The sequence below is a fragment of the Tellurirhabdus rosea genome (genome assembly GCF_026278345.1).
Lineage (GTDB): Bacteria > Bacteroidota > Bacteroidia > Cytophagales > Spirosomataceae > Tellurirhabdus > Tellurirhabdus rosea.
The window spans coordinates 534,883-553,381 of record NZ_CP111085.1; the positions used below are offsets into that span (position 1 = coordinate 534,883).

The 18,499-nt window shown below is 57.1% G+C and carries 15 protein-coding genes and 1 tRNA gene; 12 read left to right on the forward strand and 4 right to left on the reverse strand.

Annotated elements, in window-relative coordinates; genetic code table 11:
• Positions 1-17: 17 nt before the first annotated feature.
• Positions 18-2,216, reverse strand: a complete 2,199-nt coding sequence (locus ORG26_RS02175; RefSeq protein ID WP_266366884.1) for a B12-binding domain-containing radical SAM protein — start codon at positions 2,214-2,216, stop codon at positions 18-20.
• Positions 2,217-2,362: 146 nt separating this feature from the next.
• Between ORG26_RS02175 and ORG26_RS02180 the strand changes: the two genes are divergently transcribed.
• The 8 genes from ORG26_RS02180 to ORG26_RS02215 all read left to right on the forward strand — a co-directional run bounded on the left by ORG26_RS02180 (position 2,363) and on the right by ORG26_RS02215 (position 13,658).
• Positions 2,363-3,913: a serine hydrolase domain-containing protein gene (locus ORG26_RS02180; protein WP_266366885.1), complete on the forward strand. Its 1,551-nt coding sequence runs from the start codon at positions 2,363-2,365 to the stop codon at positions 3,911-3,913.
• Between the two features lie 334 nt (positions 3,914-4,247).
• Positions 4,248-5,321 (forward strand): histidinol-phosphate transaminase, encoded by a 1,074-nt coding sequence (gene hisC, locus ORG26_RS02185; protein ID WP_266366886.1) that lies wholly within the window; start codon positions 4,248-4,250, stop codon positions 5,319-5,321.
• Positions 5,322-5,404: 83 nt separating this feature from the next.
• Positions 5,405-5,944, forward strand: a complete 540-nt coding sequence (locus ORG26_RS02190; protein ID WP_266366887.1) for a hypothetical protein — start codon at positions 5,405-5,407, stop codon at positions 5,942-5,944.
• Between the two features lie 120 nt (positions 5,945-6,064).
• Positions 6,065-9,397, forward strand: a complete 3,333-nt coding sequence (locus tag ORG26_RS02195; protein ID WP_266366888.1) for a UvrD-helicase domain-containing protein — start codon at positions 6,065-6,067, stop codon at positions 9,395-9,397.
• Between the two features lie 77 nt (positions 9,398-9,474).
• Complete coding sequence (locus ORG26_RS02200) at positions 9,475-11,589, forward strand: Tex family protein (protein ID WP_266366889.1); 2,115 nt, start codon at positions 9,475-9,477, stop codon at positions 11,587-11,589.
• A 48-nt stretch (positions 11,590-11,637) separates the two neighbouring features.
• The gene (locus ORG26_RS02205) at positions 11,638-12,210 is read left to right on the forward strand and encodes a C40 family peptidase (protein WP_323134338.1); all 573 of its coding nucleotides are present in this window, start codon (positions 11,638-11,640) and stop codon (positions 12,208-12,210) included.
• Between the two features lie 312 nt (positions 12,211-12,522).
• Positions 12,523-12,930: an RrF2 family transcriptional regulator gene (locus tag ORG26_RS02210; protein ID WP_266366891.1), complete on the forward strand. Its 408-nt coding sequence runs from the start codon at positions 12,523-12,525 to the stop codon at positions 12,928-12,930.
• A gap of 74 nt (positions 12,931-13,004) precedes the next feature.
• Positions 13,005-13,658, forward strand: a complete 654-nt coding sequence (locus tag ORG26_RS02215; protein ID WP_266366892.1) for an NAD(P)-dependent oxidoreductase — start codon at positions 13,005-13,007, stop codon at positions 13,656-13,658.
• A gap of 181 nt (positions 13,659-13,839) precedes the next feature.
• On the opposite strand, the gene ORG26_RS02220 is transcribed toward ORG26_RS02215, so the two are convergent.
• The 3 genes from ORG26_RS02220 to ORG26_RS02230 form a co-directional block, all read right to left on the reverse strand.
• On the reverse strand, positions 13,840-14,085 hold the full coding sequence (locus tag ORG26_RS02220) for a GIY-YIG nuclease family protein (protein WP_266366893.1): 246 nt from the start codon (positions 14,083-14,085) through the stop codon (positions 13,840-13,842).
• 36 nt (positions 14,086-14,121) lie between these two features.
• Positions 14,122-14,195: transfer RNA gene (locus ORG26_RS02225), tRNA-Ala, on the reverse strand.
• 155 nt (positions 14,196-14,350) lie between these two features.
• Entirely contained in the window at positions 14,351-14,830 is a 480-nt protein-coding gene (locus ORG26_RS02230; RefSeq protein ID WP_266366894.1) for a DUF3299 domain-containing protein, read from the reverse strand.
• Between the two features lie 163 nt (positions 14,831-14,993).
• On the opposite strand from ORG26_RS02230, the gene ORG26_RS02235 reads away from it, so the two are divergent.
• From ORG26_RS02235 to ORG26_RS02250, 4 genes are all read left to right on the forward strand, one after another.
• Entirely contained in the window at positions 14,994-16,511 is a 1,518-nt protein-coding gene (locus ORG26_RS02235; RefSeq protein WP_266366895.1) for a sensor histidine kinase, read from the forward strand.
• Positions 16,498-17,133, forward strand: a complete 636-nt coding sequence (locus tag ORG26_RS02240; protein ID WP_266369300.1) for a response regulator transcription factor — start codon at positions 16,498-16,500, stop codon at positions 17,131-17,133. The genes ORG26_RS02235 and ORG26_RS02240 overlap by 14 nt, the downstream gene beginning before the upstream one ends.
• A gap of 142 nt (positions 17,134-17,275) precedes the next feature.
• The gene (locus tag ORG26_RS02245; protein WP_266366896.1) at positions 17,276-17,911 is read left to right on the forward strand and encodes a peroxiredoxin; all 636 of its coding nucleotides are present in this window, start codon (positions 17,276-17,278) and stop codon (positions 17,909-17,911) included.
• Between the two features lie 174 nt (positions 17,912-18,085).
• Entirely contained in the window at positions 18,086-18,379 is a 294-nt protein-coding gene (locus tag ORG26_RS02250) for a hypothetical protein (protein ID WP_323134340.1), read from the forward strand.
• Positions 18,380-18,499: the final 120 nt, after the last annotated feature.

Here is an 18,499-nt window from a genome sequence, read left to right on the forward strand (position 1 = left end):
TGATTGTCTGTAAACGGCTACACGACCAGCAGCCCGTTTTCCTTCAGCACCCGCCACGTCTCGGACTCCATGAATTTCGCAAAACTGCCGAGTCCGGCGGCTTCAAAACCCGCTTTGAGGTTTTCCAGCGACTCCGGCTCGTGCGAACCGATCACCAGCCGGGGCATCACCGATTCCAGCCACTCGCCGAGCGGCAGACCGGTTTCCAGCGCCCATTCGGTTTTCTTGTTGTAAAACACGAGTTCAGCGCGTTCGGTCAGTTTTCTCCCCTGCTGCACTTCCAGAACGGATACGGTCGGCTGGCTGCCCATCCAGAGCACAACGGCATTGGGCCGGTGGTCGTTCAGCGCCCGCTCCCGGATGCTCCGCTGGATGTAATTGGGCGGAATGGTCGTCGGCGGTGTCTTGAAATCGAACCACTTGCGGAGTGGAAATTCAAAGCCGACGCCATGCATGTAGTTGAACAAAGACTTTCGTAACCCTTCCGAAAAACGTTCATGCTCAGCTCCTTGCGGATCGTCATGGTGCAGGTCATTATCGGCAAACCCGCCGAAGTCCGGGCCGATGCGCATCACATCGAACCCCGCCGGATGCTGCCCCACCGGGCTGTGGGCGGTCATGGCGAACCGGTGCCAGAACCCCGACTGCACGACCCCGGCTTCGAACAACTGTCGCACCATTTCGAGCGAATCCATCGTCTCCTGGGCGGTCTGCGTCGGGAAGCCATACATCAGATACGCATGGACCATGATGCCCGCCCGGGTGAAGGCTTCGGCTACGCGGGCTACCTGCGCTACCGTTACGCCTTTTTTCATTCGTTCCAGCAGCCGGTCGGAGGCCACCTCCAGCCCACCGGACACGGCAATGCAGCCCGACGCTTTCAGCAGGCGGCATAAATCGGCCGTAAAATTTTTCTCGAACCGGATGTTAGTCCACCAGACCACGGTCAGACGGCGGCGGATGATTTCCAGCGCCACGTCGCGCAGCAGGGCGGGCGGGGCGGCTTCGTCCACGAAGTGAAACCCGTTCTGGCCCGTCTGTTCGATGATTTCCTCGATTCGGTCGCAGATCAGCGCGGCGGTCAGTGGCTCGTAGCGTTTGATGTAGTCCAGCGTGACGTCGCAGAACGAGCATTTTCCCCAGTAACAGCCGTGGGCCAGCGTCAGCTTGTTCCAGCGGCCGTCGCTCCAGAGCCGGTGCATCGGATTGACGATTTCAATCACCGACAGGTAATCCAGCAGCCGCAGGTCGCGGTAGTCCGGCGTGCCGGTATCGCGCTGGGCCACGTCGCGTTCGGGTGCCCCGTTGTAATAGGTCACTTTACCTTCCGTCCGGGCGTAGGTGCGTTTCAATTGCTTCGCTTCGCGGCGGCCTTCGAGAAATTCCAGCAGGGAAAGCAGCGGAGCCTCACCGTCGTCCAGGCTGACGTAATCCAGGTAGTCGAACACGCGGGGTTCCCGCAGGGTCCGCAGTTCGGTATTGGCGTAGCCGCCGCCCATGACGACGGCGATGTCCGGATGGTGCTTTTTGAGGTACTGTCCGCACTTAAGCGCGCCGAACAGATTCCCCGGGAACGGCACCGACAGGCACACAACCGTAGGTCCGAAGCGCTGAATTTTCTCTTCCAGTAAGCCCGTCAGCGTGCGGGTGATGAGCGTTTCAGGTGCCATCAGGGCCGTTTCCAGCTCGTCAAAATGCGTAGCGGTGCGGCCCAGCCGTTCGGCATAGCGACTGAAGCCGAAGTGCGGGTCGATGGCCTCGGAGATCAGGTCGGACAGGTCTTCAAGGTACAGCGTCGCCAGGTGGCGGGCCTTGTCGTGGGTTCCCATCGTGCCGAACGCCCAGTCGAGGTCGTCAATTTCACCAAAGCGCGACGCTTCGGGCAGGTAGGTCCGGTCGCAGATGCTGTGGGCGAGGGTCGGGTTTTTATTTTGCAGGAAACGAATCACCGGGTCAATCGTTCGGATGTATTCGTCGCGCAGGGCGTAAATCCGGAAGCTGTTTTCGGTCAGTTCGGCATCGGACGCATCCAGTTCGTCAAAAAGCGCACGCAGTCCTTTTCCGGAAAACAGTTCCAGAATGACCTCGATGCCCAGATCCGCCTGCAACGAAGCGTACCCTTTCGTATTCAGGAAGCCTTTCAGATAGGCGGTCGCCGGATACGGGGTGTTGATTTGGGTAAAGGGTGGGGTAACGAGCAGAATGCGTGTTTCCAAAGGCGATTCTTGTTTTATCAGGCGGACGGGATATGCTATATTTCCGAAATGGGGCATACCCCGTCCGCCTGACAAAGGTAACGCATGTTTGGGTAGGGAACGTTCGGACTTTGGCTGACGGCATCTATTTTGTAGTTTTGGAAACTATGAAACGACTTCTTCCCTTCCTCTTTCTGGGCACCACCGTCTTCGCCCAGAAAGCACCCATCAGCAACCGTACGACCTACCAGCCGCCCGTTTTTGCGGATCAGAACCGGCTTCAGAAGATCCAGGCGGCTTTTCCCATTGTCGAAAGAATGTTTCGGGAACGGGCCGAAAAGGCGCATTACCCCGGCCTGGCCTACGGCATTGTGCTCGACGGAAAACTGGTATACGCCGGGGGCATCGGTCTGGCCAATGTGGAGAAAAAAACGCCCGCCACGGCCAAATCCGTCTTTCGCATTGCGTCCATGACCAAGAGCATCACGGCCATGGCGATTCTGAAACTCCGCGACGAGGGTAAAATCAGGCTCGACGAGCCCGTGGCCACCTACGTTCCGGCCCTGAAAACGCTCACGCCGCTGACCGCCGACGCGCCGACCATTACCGTCCGGCACTGCATGACGCACGCGGCGGGCTTTCCGGAAGACAATCCCTGGGGTGACCGCCAGCTGGCCGACTCGGATGCCGAATTGGCCAAACTGATCGGCAGCGGCCTTTCGCTTTCCAACCCGCCGGGCATCACCTTTGAGTACAGCAACCTCGGCTTTGCGCTGCTCGGGCAAATTATCACGAACGTCTCGGGCAAACCCTATCAGCAATACATCACCGAAACCATTCTGAAGCCGCTGGGCATGAACGATACGCACTGGGAATACACCAAGGCCCCCGCCGACCGTCTGGCTCCCGGCTATCGCTGGCTGAACAACAGCTGGGTGTTCGAACCTTCGCTGCACGATGCCGGTTCGTGGGGCGCGATGGGCGGCCTGATGACCACCATTGAGGATTTCAGCAAATACGTGACCCTGCATCTGGACGCCTGGCCCGCCCGCAACGAGTCCGAAAAGGGACCCGTCAAACGCAGTTCGATTCGGGAAATGCAGCAGCCCTGGAATTTTGTCGCTCTGAATGCACAGGCTAGAACTGTCGGCAGCGCCCCATGCCCTTTGACGGTGGGCTACGGCTACGGCCTCAACTGGACCAAAGACTGCCGCGACCGGGTGGCCGTGGGGCATAGCGGTGGGTTGCCGGGCTTTGGTTCGCAGTGGCGCATCCTGCCTGAGTACGGCCTCGGAGTGATTTCGTTTGCCAACCTGACGTATGCCGGTACGGGGGGCGTCAACGCGGCGGTGCTGGACACGCTGATCGCGATTGGCGGCCTCAAACCCCGGCAGCTTCCCGTTTCACCCATCCTGGCCCTGCGGAAAAACCAGCTCGTCGGTCTGCTGCCCGACTGGAAAGGAGCCGAAGCGAGCGGTATTTTTGCCGAAAACTTCTTCCCGGACCAAAGCGCGGATTTGCGGAGGAAGCAGGTGCAGGAGTTGTACACCAAAGTCGGTCGCATCGTCCGCGTGAGCGAACTGGTGCCGGAAAACCAGCTTCGCGGGTATTTTCTACTGGAAGGCGAACGCGGGAAGATCAACGTTTTCTTTACGCTTACCCCGGAAAATCCGGGCCTGATCCAGCAGCTTGATTTTCAGGAAGTCCTGCAAAAGTAGCCGGAAAAACCAAGGAAGGTGGAGGGTACTCCGCCTTCCTTTTCCCCAACCGGACCGCGGGTGTATGAAAGTTACCTTTGCTGCTGTATCGCTTTATTAATATCAAAATAAGTATCTCAATATCAGGAAATTAGCCCCCTCAATATTAACTCCTTTACGGCCCCAACACCGACCAAAGTTACCACCGGCACGAAAAAAGCTGACCATGCTTCCTGTCTTCTGATTCCGTTGGCGAAAGGGCCGGTTCCCTTTTTCGCAGGGCCCGACTCGGCCTTCCCCGTTTTCGATTCGCGGCGGTTGTCGTTATCTTAGCGGTTTATTTGACAATCACCGGATGAAACCTTTTGCGTTAACCGATATCCTCCGCCCGCACATCCTCGCGCTGACGCCCTATTCGTCGGCCCGCGATGAATACACCGGCAAGGAAGGCGTCTTTCTGGACGCCAACGAAAACCCGCTCGGCTCGGCTACCGACGGCTCCTACAACCGCTACCCTGACCCGTACCAGACGGCCATCAAGGAGAAGCTGGCTCCGCTGAAAGGCGTGCGGCCCTCCCAGATTTTCCTCGGCAATGGCTCCGACGAGCCCATCGACCTGCTGGTGCGGGCCACCTGCCAGCCGGGACACGATTCGATCCTGATTCTGCCGCCGACCTACGGCATGTACGAAGTCAGTGCGGGCATCAACGATGTGCCGGTTATCAAAGTCCCGCTGACGCCGGACTACCAGATCGACGTACCCTCTGTGCTGAAGGCCGTTCAGCCGACCACCAAGCTCCTGTTTGTGTGTTCGCCGAACAACCCCACGGGCAATCTCGTCGACCGGGAGGCCATCCTGACGCTGCTTGAAAACTTCAGTGGACTGGTGGTGGTCGACGAAGCGTACATCGACTTCGCCGAGATGGAAAGCATGACGGCGCTGCTCGACCAATACCCGAATCTGGTCGTGCTTCAGACCTTTTCCAAAGCCTGGGGACTGGCGGCGCTGCGGCTGGGCATGTGCTTCGCTTCGGAAGAACTGATCCGGATTCTGAACAAAATCAAACCGCCCTACAACATCTCGGCTCCGACGCAGAAACTGGCGCTGCTGGCCCTCGGCCGCGTGGCGGAAAAAGACCGGATGGTGGCCGATGTGCTGGACCAGCGTACGGTCCTGCACGAAAAACTGCTCGCTTCGCCGCTCGTCCGCCGCGTACACCGCTCCGACGCCAACTTCCTGCTCGTGCAGTTCGACGAGCCCAAAGCGGTATTCGACTTTCTGATTGACCATCAGGTCATTGTACGGGACCGTTCGAAAGTAACGCTCTGCGAAGGGTGCCTCCGCATCACCGTCGGGACGGCCGCCGAGAACAACCGGCTTCTGGAAATGCTAAAAAAATACGCGGAAAGTGTAACAACGACGTTTTAAAAACGTCTTATCGGAAGACCCTCGCCGGTGCAGGTGGGGGTTTTTCTTATCAGGCGTGTCCTGTTCACACAATCCGTACAACCATGAAGAAACGTTTTCTCCTCGCTGCGGCGATCCTGCTCAGCGGTCTTTTCACTGCCGAACGGGCGCAGGCGCAGTTCAACAACTGGGCCGTCGGCTTCCGGCTGGGCGAACCGGCGGGCCTCAACGTCCGCAAGTACTTCGGCGAAAACCACGCATTCGACGTCAATATCGGCACCTATGGCGGGGTCTATGCCAACGTCCGGAGCTACCGGCAGGGGTATTACCGCAACGTCGGCCTGGCCATTCAGGGCCACTACCTATGGCATGGCGATGTGGGCAGTTCGCAAACCCTGCATTATTACTACGGCTTCGGCGGGCAGGTCGGCTCCCGGCGGTATTTCCCGCGCAACCTGAGCGGGCAGCGGACGGATTACGTCAACAACATCTCCCTGGGCGGCTCGGGCGTGGGCGGCGTTGAATACTTCATGCCGAACAAAACCACGTCCATCTTCCTCGAAGCCGGACTTTACGCCGAAGTCCTGCCCCAGCCGCTTTTCTTCAACGTGCAGTCGGGCATTGGGCTGCGGTTTAACCTGTAACGCCGGACTTTAAGCCCGGTCGGCCTTGTTTTTTGTTCTGGCCGTAGTAAATTCAGTAAAATTTTCGGGCTGAATCCCCATGTGTCCAGGGGCTTCAGCCCGTGAATACAAACTCGACTTATGTCCTTCAAGATATATAGCTCCTCGGCCGGTTCCGGCAAAACGTATACGCTCACCAAGGAATACCTCAAACTGGCCCTGCGCGACCGCCCGGAGGTGGAAGGCCGCAAGCCGTTTGAACCGCACCAGTTCAAGCATATTCTGGCCGTGACGTTTACCAATGCCGCCGCCAACGAAATGAAGGAGCGTATCCTGAAAGAACTCGAACGGATGGTGCGCGGCGAGGAAAAATCCCTGCTCAAAGCACTGGCCGGGGAAATCCAGCCGCCCCTGCCTGCCGACGAACTGCAAAAGCGGGCGAAAGAAGTCTTTCTGACCATCCTCCACGATTATTCGAGCTTTTCGGTGCTCACCATCGACAGCTTCGTGCAGCGCGTCGTGACGGCCTTTACCGACGACCTGGAACTGCCATACAGTTTCGAGGTCGAAATGGAAACGGACACGGTGCTGCAGACGGCCATCGAGCGACTTATCGAAAAGGTCAATACCGAAGACAACGCCGCCCTGACCGAGGTGCTGGACGAATACTACCGCGAAAATGCCAGCGAAGGCAGAAGCTGGTACAACCTCTCGGATACGCTGGTGGAGTTTTCCCGAAATCAGCTCGGCGATAAAAATTACGATTACGTCAAACTGCTGGCCGATCTGCAGCCGGAGGACTTCCGGCATCTGCGCCGCCAGCTCCGGTCGTTTACCCAGCACATCGAAAACTCCATTCAGCAGCTGGCCGCCAGCGGATACGCCCTGATTCAGGCGCACGGGATTGAACTGGGGGATTTCTTAAACGGCAAAAACGGTGGAGTTGGCGCCTACTTTGAGAAACGGGCGTTTGGCTCCGGGTTACCAGAGCCGGGAAAAACTCCCATTCAGAAGGCATTGACAGAAAACCGCTGGTATACGGGCAAGAAGCATGAGGCGATTGACGCCATTAAAGACATTCTTCGTTCGTATATCGAACAGATTGAAGACATTGTCGCAAACAACGGCGGGCAACACGTCCTGTACGAATTGCTCGAAAAACACCTCCAGAAAATCTCTCTGCTGAAACAGATCCGGCAGGAATGCGACGATTTGCTGCGCGAACAGAACCGGGTCCACATCTCGGAATTCAACCGCCTGATTCTGGAAGTGGTCGCCAATGAACCGGTGCCGTTTGTCTACGAGCGCCTGGGCGAAAAATACCACCACATTCTCATCGACGAGTTTCAGGACACCTCCCGGCTCCAGTTCATCAACCTCCTGCCGCTCATCGAAAACAACCTCGGCTACGACCGCTTCAATCTGGCCGTGGGCGACGCCAAACAGGCCATTTACCGCTTCCGGGGCGGCGACATGGACCAGATCGTGGCCCTGCACCGCAACCAGCTGGACAGCCTGCTCTCCGCCAATGCCGACAGCCAGATGACGCTCGAACGGCTTCGGGCGCTGCCGGACTACCTCCAGCCCGAACGGCTGGGCACCAACTGGCGCAGCGCCGAATCCATTGTCGAGTTCAATAACCGCTTCTTTGGCTTTCTGGCGGCCCAGTACCAGAACACGGATTACGCGCAGGTCACCGACGTCTTTGACGAAGAATTCCGGCAGCAGCCCATCAAGGCCGGCGTTCTGGGGCATGTCCAGATCGATTTCTTCGAAAAACCCGAACAGGGCGACGAGGAGACCGAAGAAGTGGCCGGCCAGATCACCCAGCGGACGCTGGAACTCATCCGGAAAGCCGTGGACGACGGGTACACTTTCGGCGATGTAGCCATTCTGTGCCGCTTCAAGAAAAATGCCCGGCTCCTGGCGGATTTTCTGAAAAGCCAGGGCATTCCGCTGACCTCGGAGGATTCGCTGACGCTGATGTCGTCCGAGCGCGTCCGCTTCCTGCTGGCGCTGATGCAGCTGCTTTATCAGCCGGACAACCGCCTGGTCCGCTACGAGCTTCTGTTTCTGTACCACCGCATCATCCGGTACGAAATCCCGGCGGCGGAACTGGCGCGGCATATCGACGAACGGGCAAAGTCCGACGACTCGGTGCAGTTGTTCGAGTACATCTCCTCGCCGATTACCAAAGAGGCCCTCGACCCGCTGATGCTGGCCCAGTTGAGCGTTTATGAACTGGCCGAAAAACTGTCGCTGTACTACAACCTGTTCGACGACGCAGGCGAGTGCCCGTATATCTTTCGCTTTCTGGACGAAGTGCTGACCTTCAGTGCCCGCTTCGGCAGCCATCTGGGCGATTTCCTGGCCTATTGGGAGTCCGTTCAGGAAAAGATTTCGGTCAGCGCCCCGGCGGATGCCAACGCCGTTACGATCACGACCATCCACAAATCGAAGGGGCTGGAGTATCCGGTGGTCATTGTGCCGTTTGCCGACTGGAGCAGCAAGCCGCGCACGGGCGACACCATCTGGATGAATCTGTCGGCGCTGGAAGACGAAGTCCTGTGCTGCCCGCCTTCCGAAGACGGCCCGCTCCGGCGACTCCGGACGGCTTCGGTCACGCTGAAGAAAGATCTGGTCAGTACGCCCCTGGCACCGCAGTACCGGGACGAGCTTTACCGGACATTTGTAGAGTGCATGAACCTGCTGTACGTCGCCTTCACCCGACCGACCGACCGGCTGTACATTCTTTCGCTCAAAAAAGAATACGAAACCAAAAAGGGCGAAGCAAAGAACCAGGACGGTATCGACTTCTGGCTGTACAACTTCCTGAAGCACCAGCCCATCGGCGAATGCGGCTGGGAAGAAGGCCAGCTCAGCTATGTCCTTCACGGTTGCCAGACAGTGCCGAACCCGGATCACCGCAGGAAAGTCCGCGAGGGCGAGTCGCTGTCGGTGCAGACGCACAGCCGCGAAGGGAACCGGCCGCTGCGGCTCCGGCGACTGTCGGAGGCGATGCAGGAACGGTTTGCGCAGAATCAGGACTGGGAAAACAAAGTCTGCAAGGCGCTTTCGCTCGTCCGGACGCCCGCCTGCATCGAAAAAACCATCCGGAAAATGGTGGCGGAAGGCCAGCTCCGACCGACCGAAACGGCCGCCATGCAGACGGCTCTTCAGGACGTTCTCGCCCATCCGGAACTAGCCCGTTTCTACGCCGCCGACCTGCGGACGGATGGCCAGCGACCTATTCTGCTGCCGAAAGGCGTAGCGAAGCGGGGGGCCAGCCGGGTCGTTCATACGGCCGAAAAAGTCATTCTGCTGGACTATCAGAACGGTCAGGCTTCCGAACCGCAGCGGGAAAATCTGGAAAAACTACGGCTGCTGTACCAGAAAATGGGCCACCGGCAGGTGGAAGCCCGCTTTGTCCGGCTCGGCGGAAAAGGAGATGTGGACGTAACGCCGCTGGTCTGATTCCTCGGAAAACGGCGTTATTTCTTGTCCGTCTGCCCCATCCTGCCCATTTTTGCGCCCATAGCGCGTAACTTTTTATGAGTACTACCTACGAAACCCGCATTGCCGGGCTGCTGAATTTACAGAGCCGCCCGGTCGCCAATACCCTGCAACTCCTCGACGGGGGAGCCACCGTGCCGTTTATCGCCCGCTACCGCAAGGAAGCCACCGGCGGACTGGACGAGGTTCAAATTACGGCCATTAAAGACACTTACCAGAAACTTCAGGAACTGGACAAACGCCGGGACGCCATTCTCAAAAGCATTGACGAACAGGGCAAACTGACGGCCGAGCTGCGGAAAAAGATCGAAGCGGCGGCCACAATGACCGAGCTGGAAGACCTCTATCTGCCCTACAAACCCAAACGGAAAACCCGCGCCACCATCGCCGTCGAAAAAGGCCTCGAACCCCTGGCCGCGGCCCTGTTCATGCAGCGCGAAGCCGAACCCGAACGGAAGGCCAAAGCGTTTCTGAACGATAAGGTCGCCTCCGTGGACGAAGCCCTGCAGGGCGCCCGCGACATCATGGCCGAGTGGGTCAGCGAAGATGCCGAAGCCCGGCAGCGCGTCCGGACCCTGTTTGAACGGGAAGCCATCATTCGTTCGACGGTCAAAAAAGGCAAAGAAACCGAAGGCGTCAAATTCAAGGATTACTTCGATTTTGCCGAACCGCTGCGGCGGGTTCCCTCCCACCGGCTCCTGGCCCTGCGCCGGGGCGAAGCCGAGGGCGTGCTGTCGGTGAGCATTTCGCCCGACGAGGAAGCGGCCGTCGAACGGCTCGAACGGCAGTTTCTCCGCGGCCTGCCGGGCAGCAAGGAGCAGGTGGCGCTGGCCATCAAAGACAGCTACAAACGCCTCATCAAGCCGTCGCTGGAAACCGAATTCGATAATCTTTCCAAAGAAAAAGCCGATACAGAGGCCATTCAGATTTTTGCCGACAACCTGCGGCAACTGCTGCTGACCTCCCCGCTGGGCCAGCAGCGCGTTCTGGCCATCGACCCCGGTTTCCGGACGGGCTGCAAGGTGGTGTGCCTCGACGCTCAGGGAACGCTGCTTGCCAATGACGTGATTTACCCCGACTGGAAACGCCCGGAAGCCGAGCAGAAAGTGCTCAAACTGGTGCAGCAGTACGCGCTGGAAGCCATCGCCATCGGCAACGGGACGGCAGGCCGCGAAACGGAAGCGTTTGTCCGGAGCCTGAATTTCGGCAAAACGATTCCGCTTTTCATGGTCAGCGAACAGGGTGCTTCGGTCTACTCGGCTTCGGAAGTGGCCCGGCAGGAATTTCCCGACCAGGACGTCACGGTGCGCGGAGCCGTTTCCATCGGACGGCGGCTCATGGACCCGCTGGCGGAACTGGTGAAAATTGATCCCAAATCCATCGGCGTCGGGCAGTACCAGCACGATGTGGACCCGACGGCCCTCAAAAACAGCCTGGATTCGGTCGTGGAAAGCTGCGTCAATCAGGTGGGGGTATCGCTCAACACGGCCAGCGCCCATCTGCTGCGGTACGTGTCGGGACTGGGTCCGCAACTGGCGCAGAACATCGTCGAGTTCCGGGCGAAAAACGGGCCGTTCAAATCCCGCGATCAGTTGAAAAAAGTGCCGCGGCTGGGCCCGAAAGCCTTTGAACAGTGCGCCGGCTTCCTGCGCATCGACAACGCGCCGAACCCGCTCGACAACAGCGCCGTCCACCCGGAAAGCTACCCGGTGGTCGAGCGCATGGCGAAAGACCTGGGCGCATCCGTTCAGGAACTGGTAAAAAAACCGGAGCTGCGGAAGCAGATTAAACCCGAACGCTACGTTACGGATACAGTGGGCCTGCCGACCCTGCGCGACATTCTGGCCGAACTCGAAAAACCCGGCCGCGACCCCCGCGGGCAGCTTTCGGTGTTCGAATACGACGAACGCGTCAGGAAAGTGGAGGATTTGCACGAAGGCATGATTCTGCCCGGTGTGGTCACCAACGTCACGGCATTCGGGGCGTTTGTGGACATTGGCGTCAAGCAGGATGGGCTGGTGCACATCTCGCAGCTTTCACACCAGTACGTTTCCGATCCGCGGCAGGTGGTAAAGGTCTTCCAGAAAGTGCAGGTGAAAGTGGTCGAGGTCGATTTGCAGCGAAAACGGATTGCCCTGACGATGAAAATTTAGAAATTCAGGCGGCTCGGTAACGGGTCGCCAATCCCACTGCTCATGCTTGTGAAAACGTCTTTTGTCCCCAAATGCCTGCTGACGGCCCTGCTGTTTTCGTTCAGCCTGTCGTCGTGTTCCGTTTTTCGGTCTACGCCCTACACGCCGCCCGCCCAGCGAGGCAAAGCGACGGCCGTCCGCAAACCCGCCGGGAAACCGCTGAAAACCGTGGATACCCGGACCTACCAGCGCAGCTACGTTCCCGACGTGGTGAAAGTGGCCCGCACCTACACCGGGACGCCTTACCGCTCCGGCGGCAACGGGTTCGACGGGATCGACTGCTCGGGACTTATCTACGCGGCTTTCCAGACGGTGGGCCTCCAGATTCCCCGCATTTCGTGGCAGCAGTCAGAAGTAGGCTATGAAGTGGACGTGGCCGAGATTCGGCCCGGCGACCTGATTTTCTTTGTGCCCGACAGCGGCAAAGCCGGGTATGTTTCCCATGCCGGTATCGTGACGGAAGTCCGGAGCCGCAACGACATCGTGTTCATTCACGCTTCGTCTTCGCGGGGCGTTCGGGAAGACAATCTATTCTCAAAGTATTTTAAAGGCCGGTTTGTCAAGGCGGTGCGACCGTTCTAAGCTGATTTTGTAACTCGACCGCCGGAAAAAAGTAAAGCCAGACGACGAATGTCACCTGGCTTTTTTTGAATCGCACTCCGTCCGGTTTGTTCTTTTCAAAACGGATACGTTTCACGGTATCCCCATCTGGAAGCGATTTACACATACATAACTCGCCCGCTTCCGACCTTGTTTAAAAAAAGGTGAAAAATTTTCGATTTTTTTTTTCGGACGTGACAGCCTTCTTACAAAATCTGCCAGAAAATAGACCGAAGCGCTTTTTTATGACGGAAATCTGCTATACCTTTGTACTGTAATAAAAAATATTACAGAATGAACAACGGTCGATTTGCCACGGCGCTCCACATCCTGGCCCTCCTTCAGTACCAGAAGGACGAGTGGCTGACGTCGGACCTGATCGCCGGAAGCATCAACATCAATCCGGTGCTGGTCCGTAAAGAAATCGGCAATCTGAAGGCGCATGGTCTGGTGCAAAGCCGGGAAGGGAAAGGTGGCGGCACCATGCTCGCCAAACCGGCCGAAAGCATTCTTCTGTCGGACATTTACAGGGTTGTGCGCCAGTCGTCGTTGCTGGGCCGCTCGAACGAGCCAAATCCCAACTGCCCCGTTGGCCGACAAATCAACGAACACATTAATTCCGTTTTCGACGAAGCGGACAAGGCCGTTTTGCAGCGTTTGGGCAAGACAACCCTTGCCGAATTCACGATGAAGTTTCACTGATATTTTTTTCAACAAAACTGTAACAATAATCAATACAGTTTAAAACAAGAGTTTACCTTTTAAACCCATGTAGTATGAAAGTAGCGCTTATTGGAGCCACCGGTTTTGTGGGCTCCGCAGTTCTGAACGAATTAACCAATAGAGGGCATCAGGTAACGGCCATTGCCCGGAATCCGGAAAAGGCGGAAGGAGCCGGCCCCGGCGTAACGGTCCGCAAAGCCGATGTGTATAACGCGGACGAAGTGGCCGCCGCCGTTGAAGGCCACGATGCGGTGGTCAGTACGTTCAATTCCGGCTGGACGAACCCCAATATTTACGACGATTTCCTGAAAGGGGCCAAGGCTATTCAGGAAGGAATCAAAAAGGCCGGCGTGAAGCGGTTGCTGTTCGTCGGCGGCGCGGGTAGTCTGTACGTGGCCCCCGGTGTTCAGTTGATCGATACGCCGCAATTTCCCGCCGAATACAAAGCCGGCGCCTCGGCCGCCCGTGATTACTTAACGCATCTCCAGGGCGAACAAGACCTGCATTGGGCGTTTCTCAGCCCCGCCATCGAAATGCACCAGGGCACCTCAGGCGTGCGGAAAGGCGCTTACCGGAAGGGGCTGGAAAATCCGGTGTTTGACGACAACGGCCGGAGCATTATCTCCGTGGAGGACCTGGCCATTGCCATCGTCGACGAACTCGAACAGGCGAACCACGTCCGCCAGCGCTTTACGGTAGCGTACTGACGGGTTATTTGTGCGCATCGTCCACCAGCGGGCATCCCGATGGCAACGGGCGGTTCCGCCAAACGCGGGTGCCCGCTGGTGGACGAGGTGTGCGGGCGAACTCCTCCCTCCTCAGCCGCCTGGCAACGATGTTTGCTTTGGGGGAAACAAAAAAGCCGCTCCCCCGAGCGGCTTTTTTGTTTTAATTCTGATTGTTCAAAAACTCTTCGAGGCCGAGCCTGTCCTTGTTTTTCAGTTTCATTTCCAGACTCTGGGCGGCCGGGCGTTTTTCGAATCCCTGTTTAAACCGAATTACCCAGGGTTTACCGGCAGCCGTCGCGGGGTTTGCCTTCGCATTATGCTGCCAGAGCGCAATCTGCACATCCTTTGCCAGACCGATGTGATACTGGTCGGCGGTCTCGCTGAATATCACGTACACGTAGTGCATAAAAAAAGCCGCTGAGGGCGGCTGATTTAAGTTGGGTGGAGATAGTCGGATTCGAACCGACGGCCTCTACAATGCCATTGTAGCGCTCTAGCCAACTGAGCTATACCCCCAAATACAAGTCAAAATGAAAATTGCAAAGAGAAAAGTGGGCTTCGCTTTTGCCGCTTCATTCTGTTTTGTGGGTGCAAATATGCGGAAAAGAAGAACGTCTGTCAACTGAACACCCGAACATTTTTCCGCTTTTTTTGCAGAAAAAAACGTCTTTTTACTCAACTACCTCTGCATCAGCGAGAATGTAGTTCAGTTCGTAAATATTATCGGCGTTCAGTTTCAGGGTGCCGTGGAACGTGCGGCGTTCGTCGGTTTTGAATTTGCGTCCGCCCTTCTTGAATTTCAGCGAAACGACCGATTCCGGACCGGCACCGCCGCAGAAAAAGCAGGCGCTGTACGGAAAGGCCGACAAAACGTACAGGTTGGATTCGAGATCAACCGGCAGGACGTAGCCCGTCAGTTCCACCGGTTTGCCATTCAGTTTCTGAACCGAAGGTCCGAACGTCGGGTACAGCATATAAACGGACTCTTCCGGGTACCATTTTTTCTTGAACGTTACGTCCCGGAGCATCTCCCAGGAAAGTTTTACCGGCTCGGCAGCAACCGTCGTGCGGGGGGCTTCCGTCAGGACCGGGCGGAAGGCAGTTGCGGTCAGGAGAGTTAGTAAGGCAACGGCAAGGCTGATCTTTTTCATAGCAGTCTGGGAATCGCTTTCAGGCGTTATGCAAATCTACGAGGATTTGTTTTCACAACAACGGCTCCGCAGGATTGGTTCTTGCGGCCGGAGGGGCCAAATAAGGGTATTTTTTGGTTTTTTTGTACCTTTACTCACTATTGCACCATAAACAGTTACTTTCGTGACGGATGAACTTGACGTTTTGAACAAACCGGAGCCTCCATCTTCCCGACGATTCACCCGGCTTTTTGGAGCGACGCTCATCATTGTGGCCGTTCTGTTGTCGGTTGGGCAGGTGGTTACGCAGGTGCGTCTGGAGCGGCAGGTGGATGTAATTCGGGTGCTTCGCGTTTCGGCTCTGCAGCGTCACCTGAGCCAGCAGATTACCAAGGAGGCCCTGCACCTGACGCAGTCTTCGGATTCGGCGGAATTTGCCCGCAGTCGGGAGAACCTCCGAACGATTTATAAGCAGTTTGTTTCCATTTACCTCAGCGCCCGGGCGGGCGGCATTCCGGGCTCTGACCTGCGCATTCCGTACAGCGACAGCATCAAGGCCCGGTACCAGGCGATTGCACCCACGTTCAATATTCTGGAGAAAAACGCCCAGCAGCTCATCCGGAAAGCCGAAAAGGCCGGATCGGCCCGCGACCTGAACGCCCAGCAGGAACTGGCGATGCTGGCCCGGTACGACGAGCCTTTCCTGAAACAGTTTGACGGCATTATCCAGCAGACCAACCGGGAGACAATCGCCAACACCTCGGCGCTGCAGCGGCTGGAACTGTACCAGTATTTTTTCACCCTCATCGTGCTGGCCGTCATTGGCTGGCTCATTATCCGCCCCGCCGTGGTCCGCCTGGAGCAGACTATCCGGCAGCTGATCGAAGCGGAAAACCGGACGGCCACCGCCAACCGCAAGCTTCTGTCACTGAACCGAACCCTCAAGGAAACGCGCCAGCAGCTCTTCGATGCTACCCGCCAGCAGTACCAGCAGCAGATGGACGAACAGAAACTGCGGACTTCCTACCTGCTCGCCGGTCAGGAAGAAGAACGGAAGCGGCTGTCGCGGGAGCTGCACGACGGCATTGGGCAGATGCTTACGGCCATCAAGCTGCAGATCGAAAGCCTCGAAACGGGCTTGCAGGGCGAAGGAAAATCCGTCAAGAATATCGGTGCCCTCAAAAGTCTGGTGACCCAGACCATCCAGGAAGCCCGCAACGTGTCGAACAACCTGATGCCTACCGTTCTCAGCGATTTCGGGCTGATCCCGGCGCTGAAAATGCTGGCCGACACCCACGGACAGAACAGCCCGATCGAGATTATTTTTCATTCGACCTTTCCCGATGTGCGGTTTGATAAGAATATGGAGGTCGTGCTGTACCGCATTACGCAGGAAGCGGTCAGCAACGCCGTCCGGCACGCAAATCCGCACCAGATAACGATTGAATTGTTCGAAAAAGATGCGTATTTGCACCTGCTTGTCTGCGACGACGGAACGGGCTTCCGCGTGCATCGCAACGGCAACCCGGAAGGGAGCCGGCGGTCGCAGGGCCTGCACAACATGCGCGAGCGGGCAGCGCTGATCAACGCCAAATTCCGGATTTCGTCCGCACCGGATAAAGGAACCAAAGTTCAAGTTAGCATCCCCATAAAAATCGCTTACCCAGAATATGAATACGATCAAACTGATGCTGGTCGATGACCACGCCATCGTCCGGAACGGCATCCGCATGCTGCTCGACCAGGTCGAAGATTTTGAAATCATCGACGAAGCCGCCGACGGGGAAGAAGCACTCGAAAAGCTGAAAAACCACCAGCCGGATGTCATCATGATGGACATTTCGCTGCCCGGCATGTCCGGCATTCAAACGACGCAGGTGGTGAGTCGGTTGTACAAGAATGTACGCACGCTCATGCTTTCCATGCACAATAACGAAGATTACATCCTGCGGGCGGTCGAGGCCGGTGCGTACGGATACATTCTGAAGGATTCGTCCAGCGACGAGATGATCAAGGCGGTCCGGACGGTGATGGGCGGCGAAAAGTACTTCAGCTCGCCGGTCGCCAACATCATCCTCAACGGCTACATGTCGCAGCTGAAGAAAGCCGACAAAAACAGCCGCCTGCGCCGGTCCAAACTCTCCAAGAAGGAAAAGGAAATCCTGCAATTCCTCGTCGATGGCATGAGCAGCCGGGAAATTGCCGAGAAGCTTCAGCTGTCGGTCCGGACCGTAGACAACCACCGGGCCAACATGATGCGCCGCCTCCAGGTCAAAAACGCCGCCGAACTGGTGAAAATGGCGGTGGAAGAAAAGCTGATATAGGGTGTAGGGTTTAGAGTTTAAGGTTTATAGTTGGCTCCGCCTCCATAAAAAGCCTGTAAAGAGGCGGAGCCAACCATAAACTCTAAACTCTAAACCCTACATTCCAAACCATAAACCACAACACATAAACCAACCCAACACTATGTCACTCCGATTAGGCGACATCGCGCCGGACTTCACGGCCGAAACCACGGAAGGCACCCTGCACTTCCACGAATGGCTGGGCGATTCCTGGGGCATGATCTTCTCCCACCCCGCCGATTTTACCCCGGTCTGCACCACGGAACTGGGCCGGACCGCTCAGCTGAAAGATGAATTCGAAAAGCGCGGCGTCAAGGTTATCGCCGTGAGCGTGGACCCGCTCGACCAGCATACGGAATGGATCAAGGACATTAACGAGACGCAGAAAACGACCGTTAACTTCCCGCTGATCGCCGATTCGGACCGGAAGGTGGCCGAACTCTACGACATGATCCACCCCAACGCCAGCGAAAAAGCGACCGTACGCTCAGTTTTTATCATCGGTCCCGACAAGAAAATCAAGCTGACGCTGACCTACCCGGCATCGACCGGCCGCAATTTCTACGAAATCCTGCGCGTCATCGACTCGCTCCAGCTGACGGCCACCTACCAGGTCGCTACGCCCGCCGACTGGCAGGAAGGTCAGGACTGCATCGTGGTTCCGGCGGTGAGCACCGAAGACGCCATTCAGAAATTCCCCAAAGGCGTCAACGTCATCAAGCCGTATCTGCGGACAACACCGCAGCCGAATAAATAATCGCCGAGCTCAAGGGGGTAAGTGCTTAAGGAAGTAAGGAAGCAGGGCTTGTCCCCTTAATCACTTACCCCCTTGAGCACTTACCCCCTTATGCACTGGATTACTTTTTTCCAACATTTCCCGCCGCCCCGCCGTTACGTTTGCGTATATCCATTATAAACCATTACAAACGTTATGGCATCTGCATTGAAAGAAGCGGTGAAATACGCTAACGCTGACAAAGGCTTTTTTGGCAAGAACATGAAGCTCTCGCACGACGAGGGCCCGGTAGCCAAAGCAATCGAAGAACAAACGGCCAAACTGCCGTCCGACCTGTTCCTCTGGGGCGGGCTGGGTGCGCTCGTTACCGCAGCGAGCCTTTTCTATAACGGTAAAAAAGAAGAAGCGCTGCTGGTAGGCCAGTGGGCCGCTCCCATCCTGATCCTCGGCTTCTACAACAAAGTAGTGAAGCTGGAAGGACACGATTAAAGTAGTCGTAAGTGCAGAAGCGGTCCGCCGCAGCGGTCGTAAGTCGTAAGTGCGCTGCCTCCATTGAAAAATGGGCGGAGCTACTTACGACTTACGACCGCTGCGGCGGACCGCTTCTGC

Coding starts and splice junctions, on each gene's coding strand:
- ORG26_RS02215 (WP_266366892.1), top strand. CDS start 13,005: ATGAAAGTAGCGCTTATTGGAGCCACCGGTTTTGTGGGCTCCGCAGTT.
- ORG26_RS02230 (WP_266366894.1), bottom strand. CDS start 14,830: ATGAAAAAGATCAGCCTTGCCGTTGCCTTACTAACTCTCCTGACCGCA.
- ORG26_RS02210 (WP_266366891.1), top strand. CDS start 12,523: ATGAACAACGGTCGATTTGCCACGGCGCTCCACATCCTGGCCCTCCTT.
- hisC (WP_266366886.1), top strand. CDS start 4,248: ATGAAACCTTTTGCGTTAACCGATATCCTCCGCCCGCACATCCTCGCG.
- ORG26_RS02250 (WP_323134340.1), top strand. CDS start 18,086: ATGGCATCTGCATTGAAAGAAGCGGTGAAATACGCTAACGCTGACAAA.
- ORG26_RS02180 (WP_266366885.1), top strand. CDS start 2,363: ATGAAACGACTTCTTCCCTTCCTCTTTCTGGGCACCACCGTCTTCGCC.
- ORG26_RS02240 (WP_266369300.1), top strand. CDS start 16,498: ATGCTGGTCGATGACCACGCCATCGTCCGGAACGGCATCCGCATGCTG.
- ORG26_RS02190 (WP_266366887.1), top strand. CDS start 5,405: ATGAAGAAACGTTTTCTCCTCGCTGCGGCGATCCTGCTCAGCGGTCTT.
- ORG26_RS02195 (WP_266366888.1), top strand. CDS start 6,065: ATGTCCTTCAAGATATATAGCTCCTCGGCCGGTTCCGGCAAAACGTAT.
- ORG26_RS02245 (WP_266366896.1), top strand. CDS start 17,276: ATGTCACTCCGATTAGGCGACATCGCGCCGGACTTCACGGCCGAAACC.
- ORG26_RS02200 (WP_266366889.1), top strand. CDS start 9,475: ATGAGTACTACCTACGAAACCCGCATTGCCGGGCTGCTGAATTTACAG.
- ORG26_RS02220 (WP_266366893.1), bottom strand. CDS start 14,085: ATGCACTACGTGTACGTGATATTCAGCGAGACCGCCGACCAGTATCAC.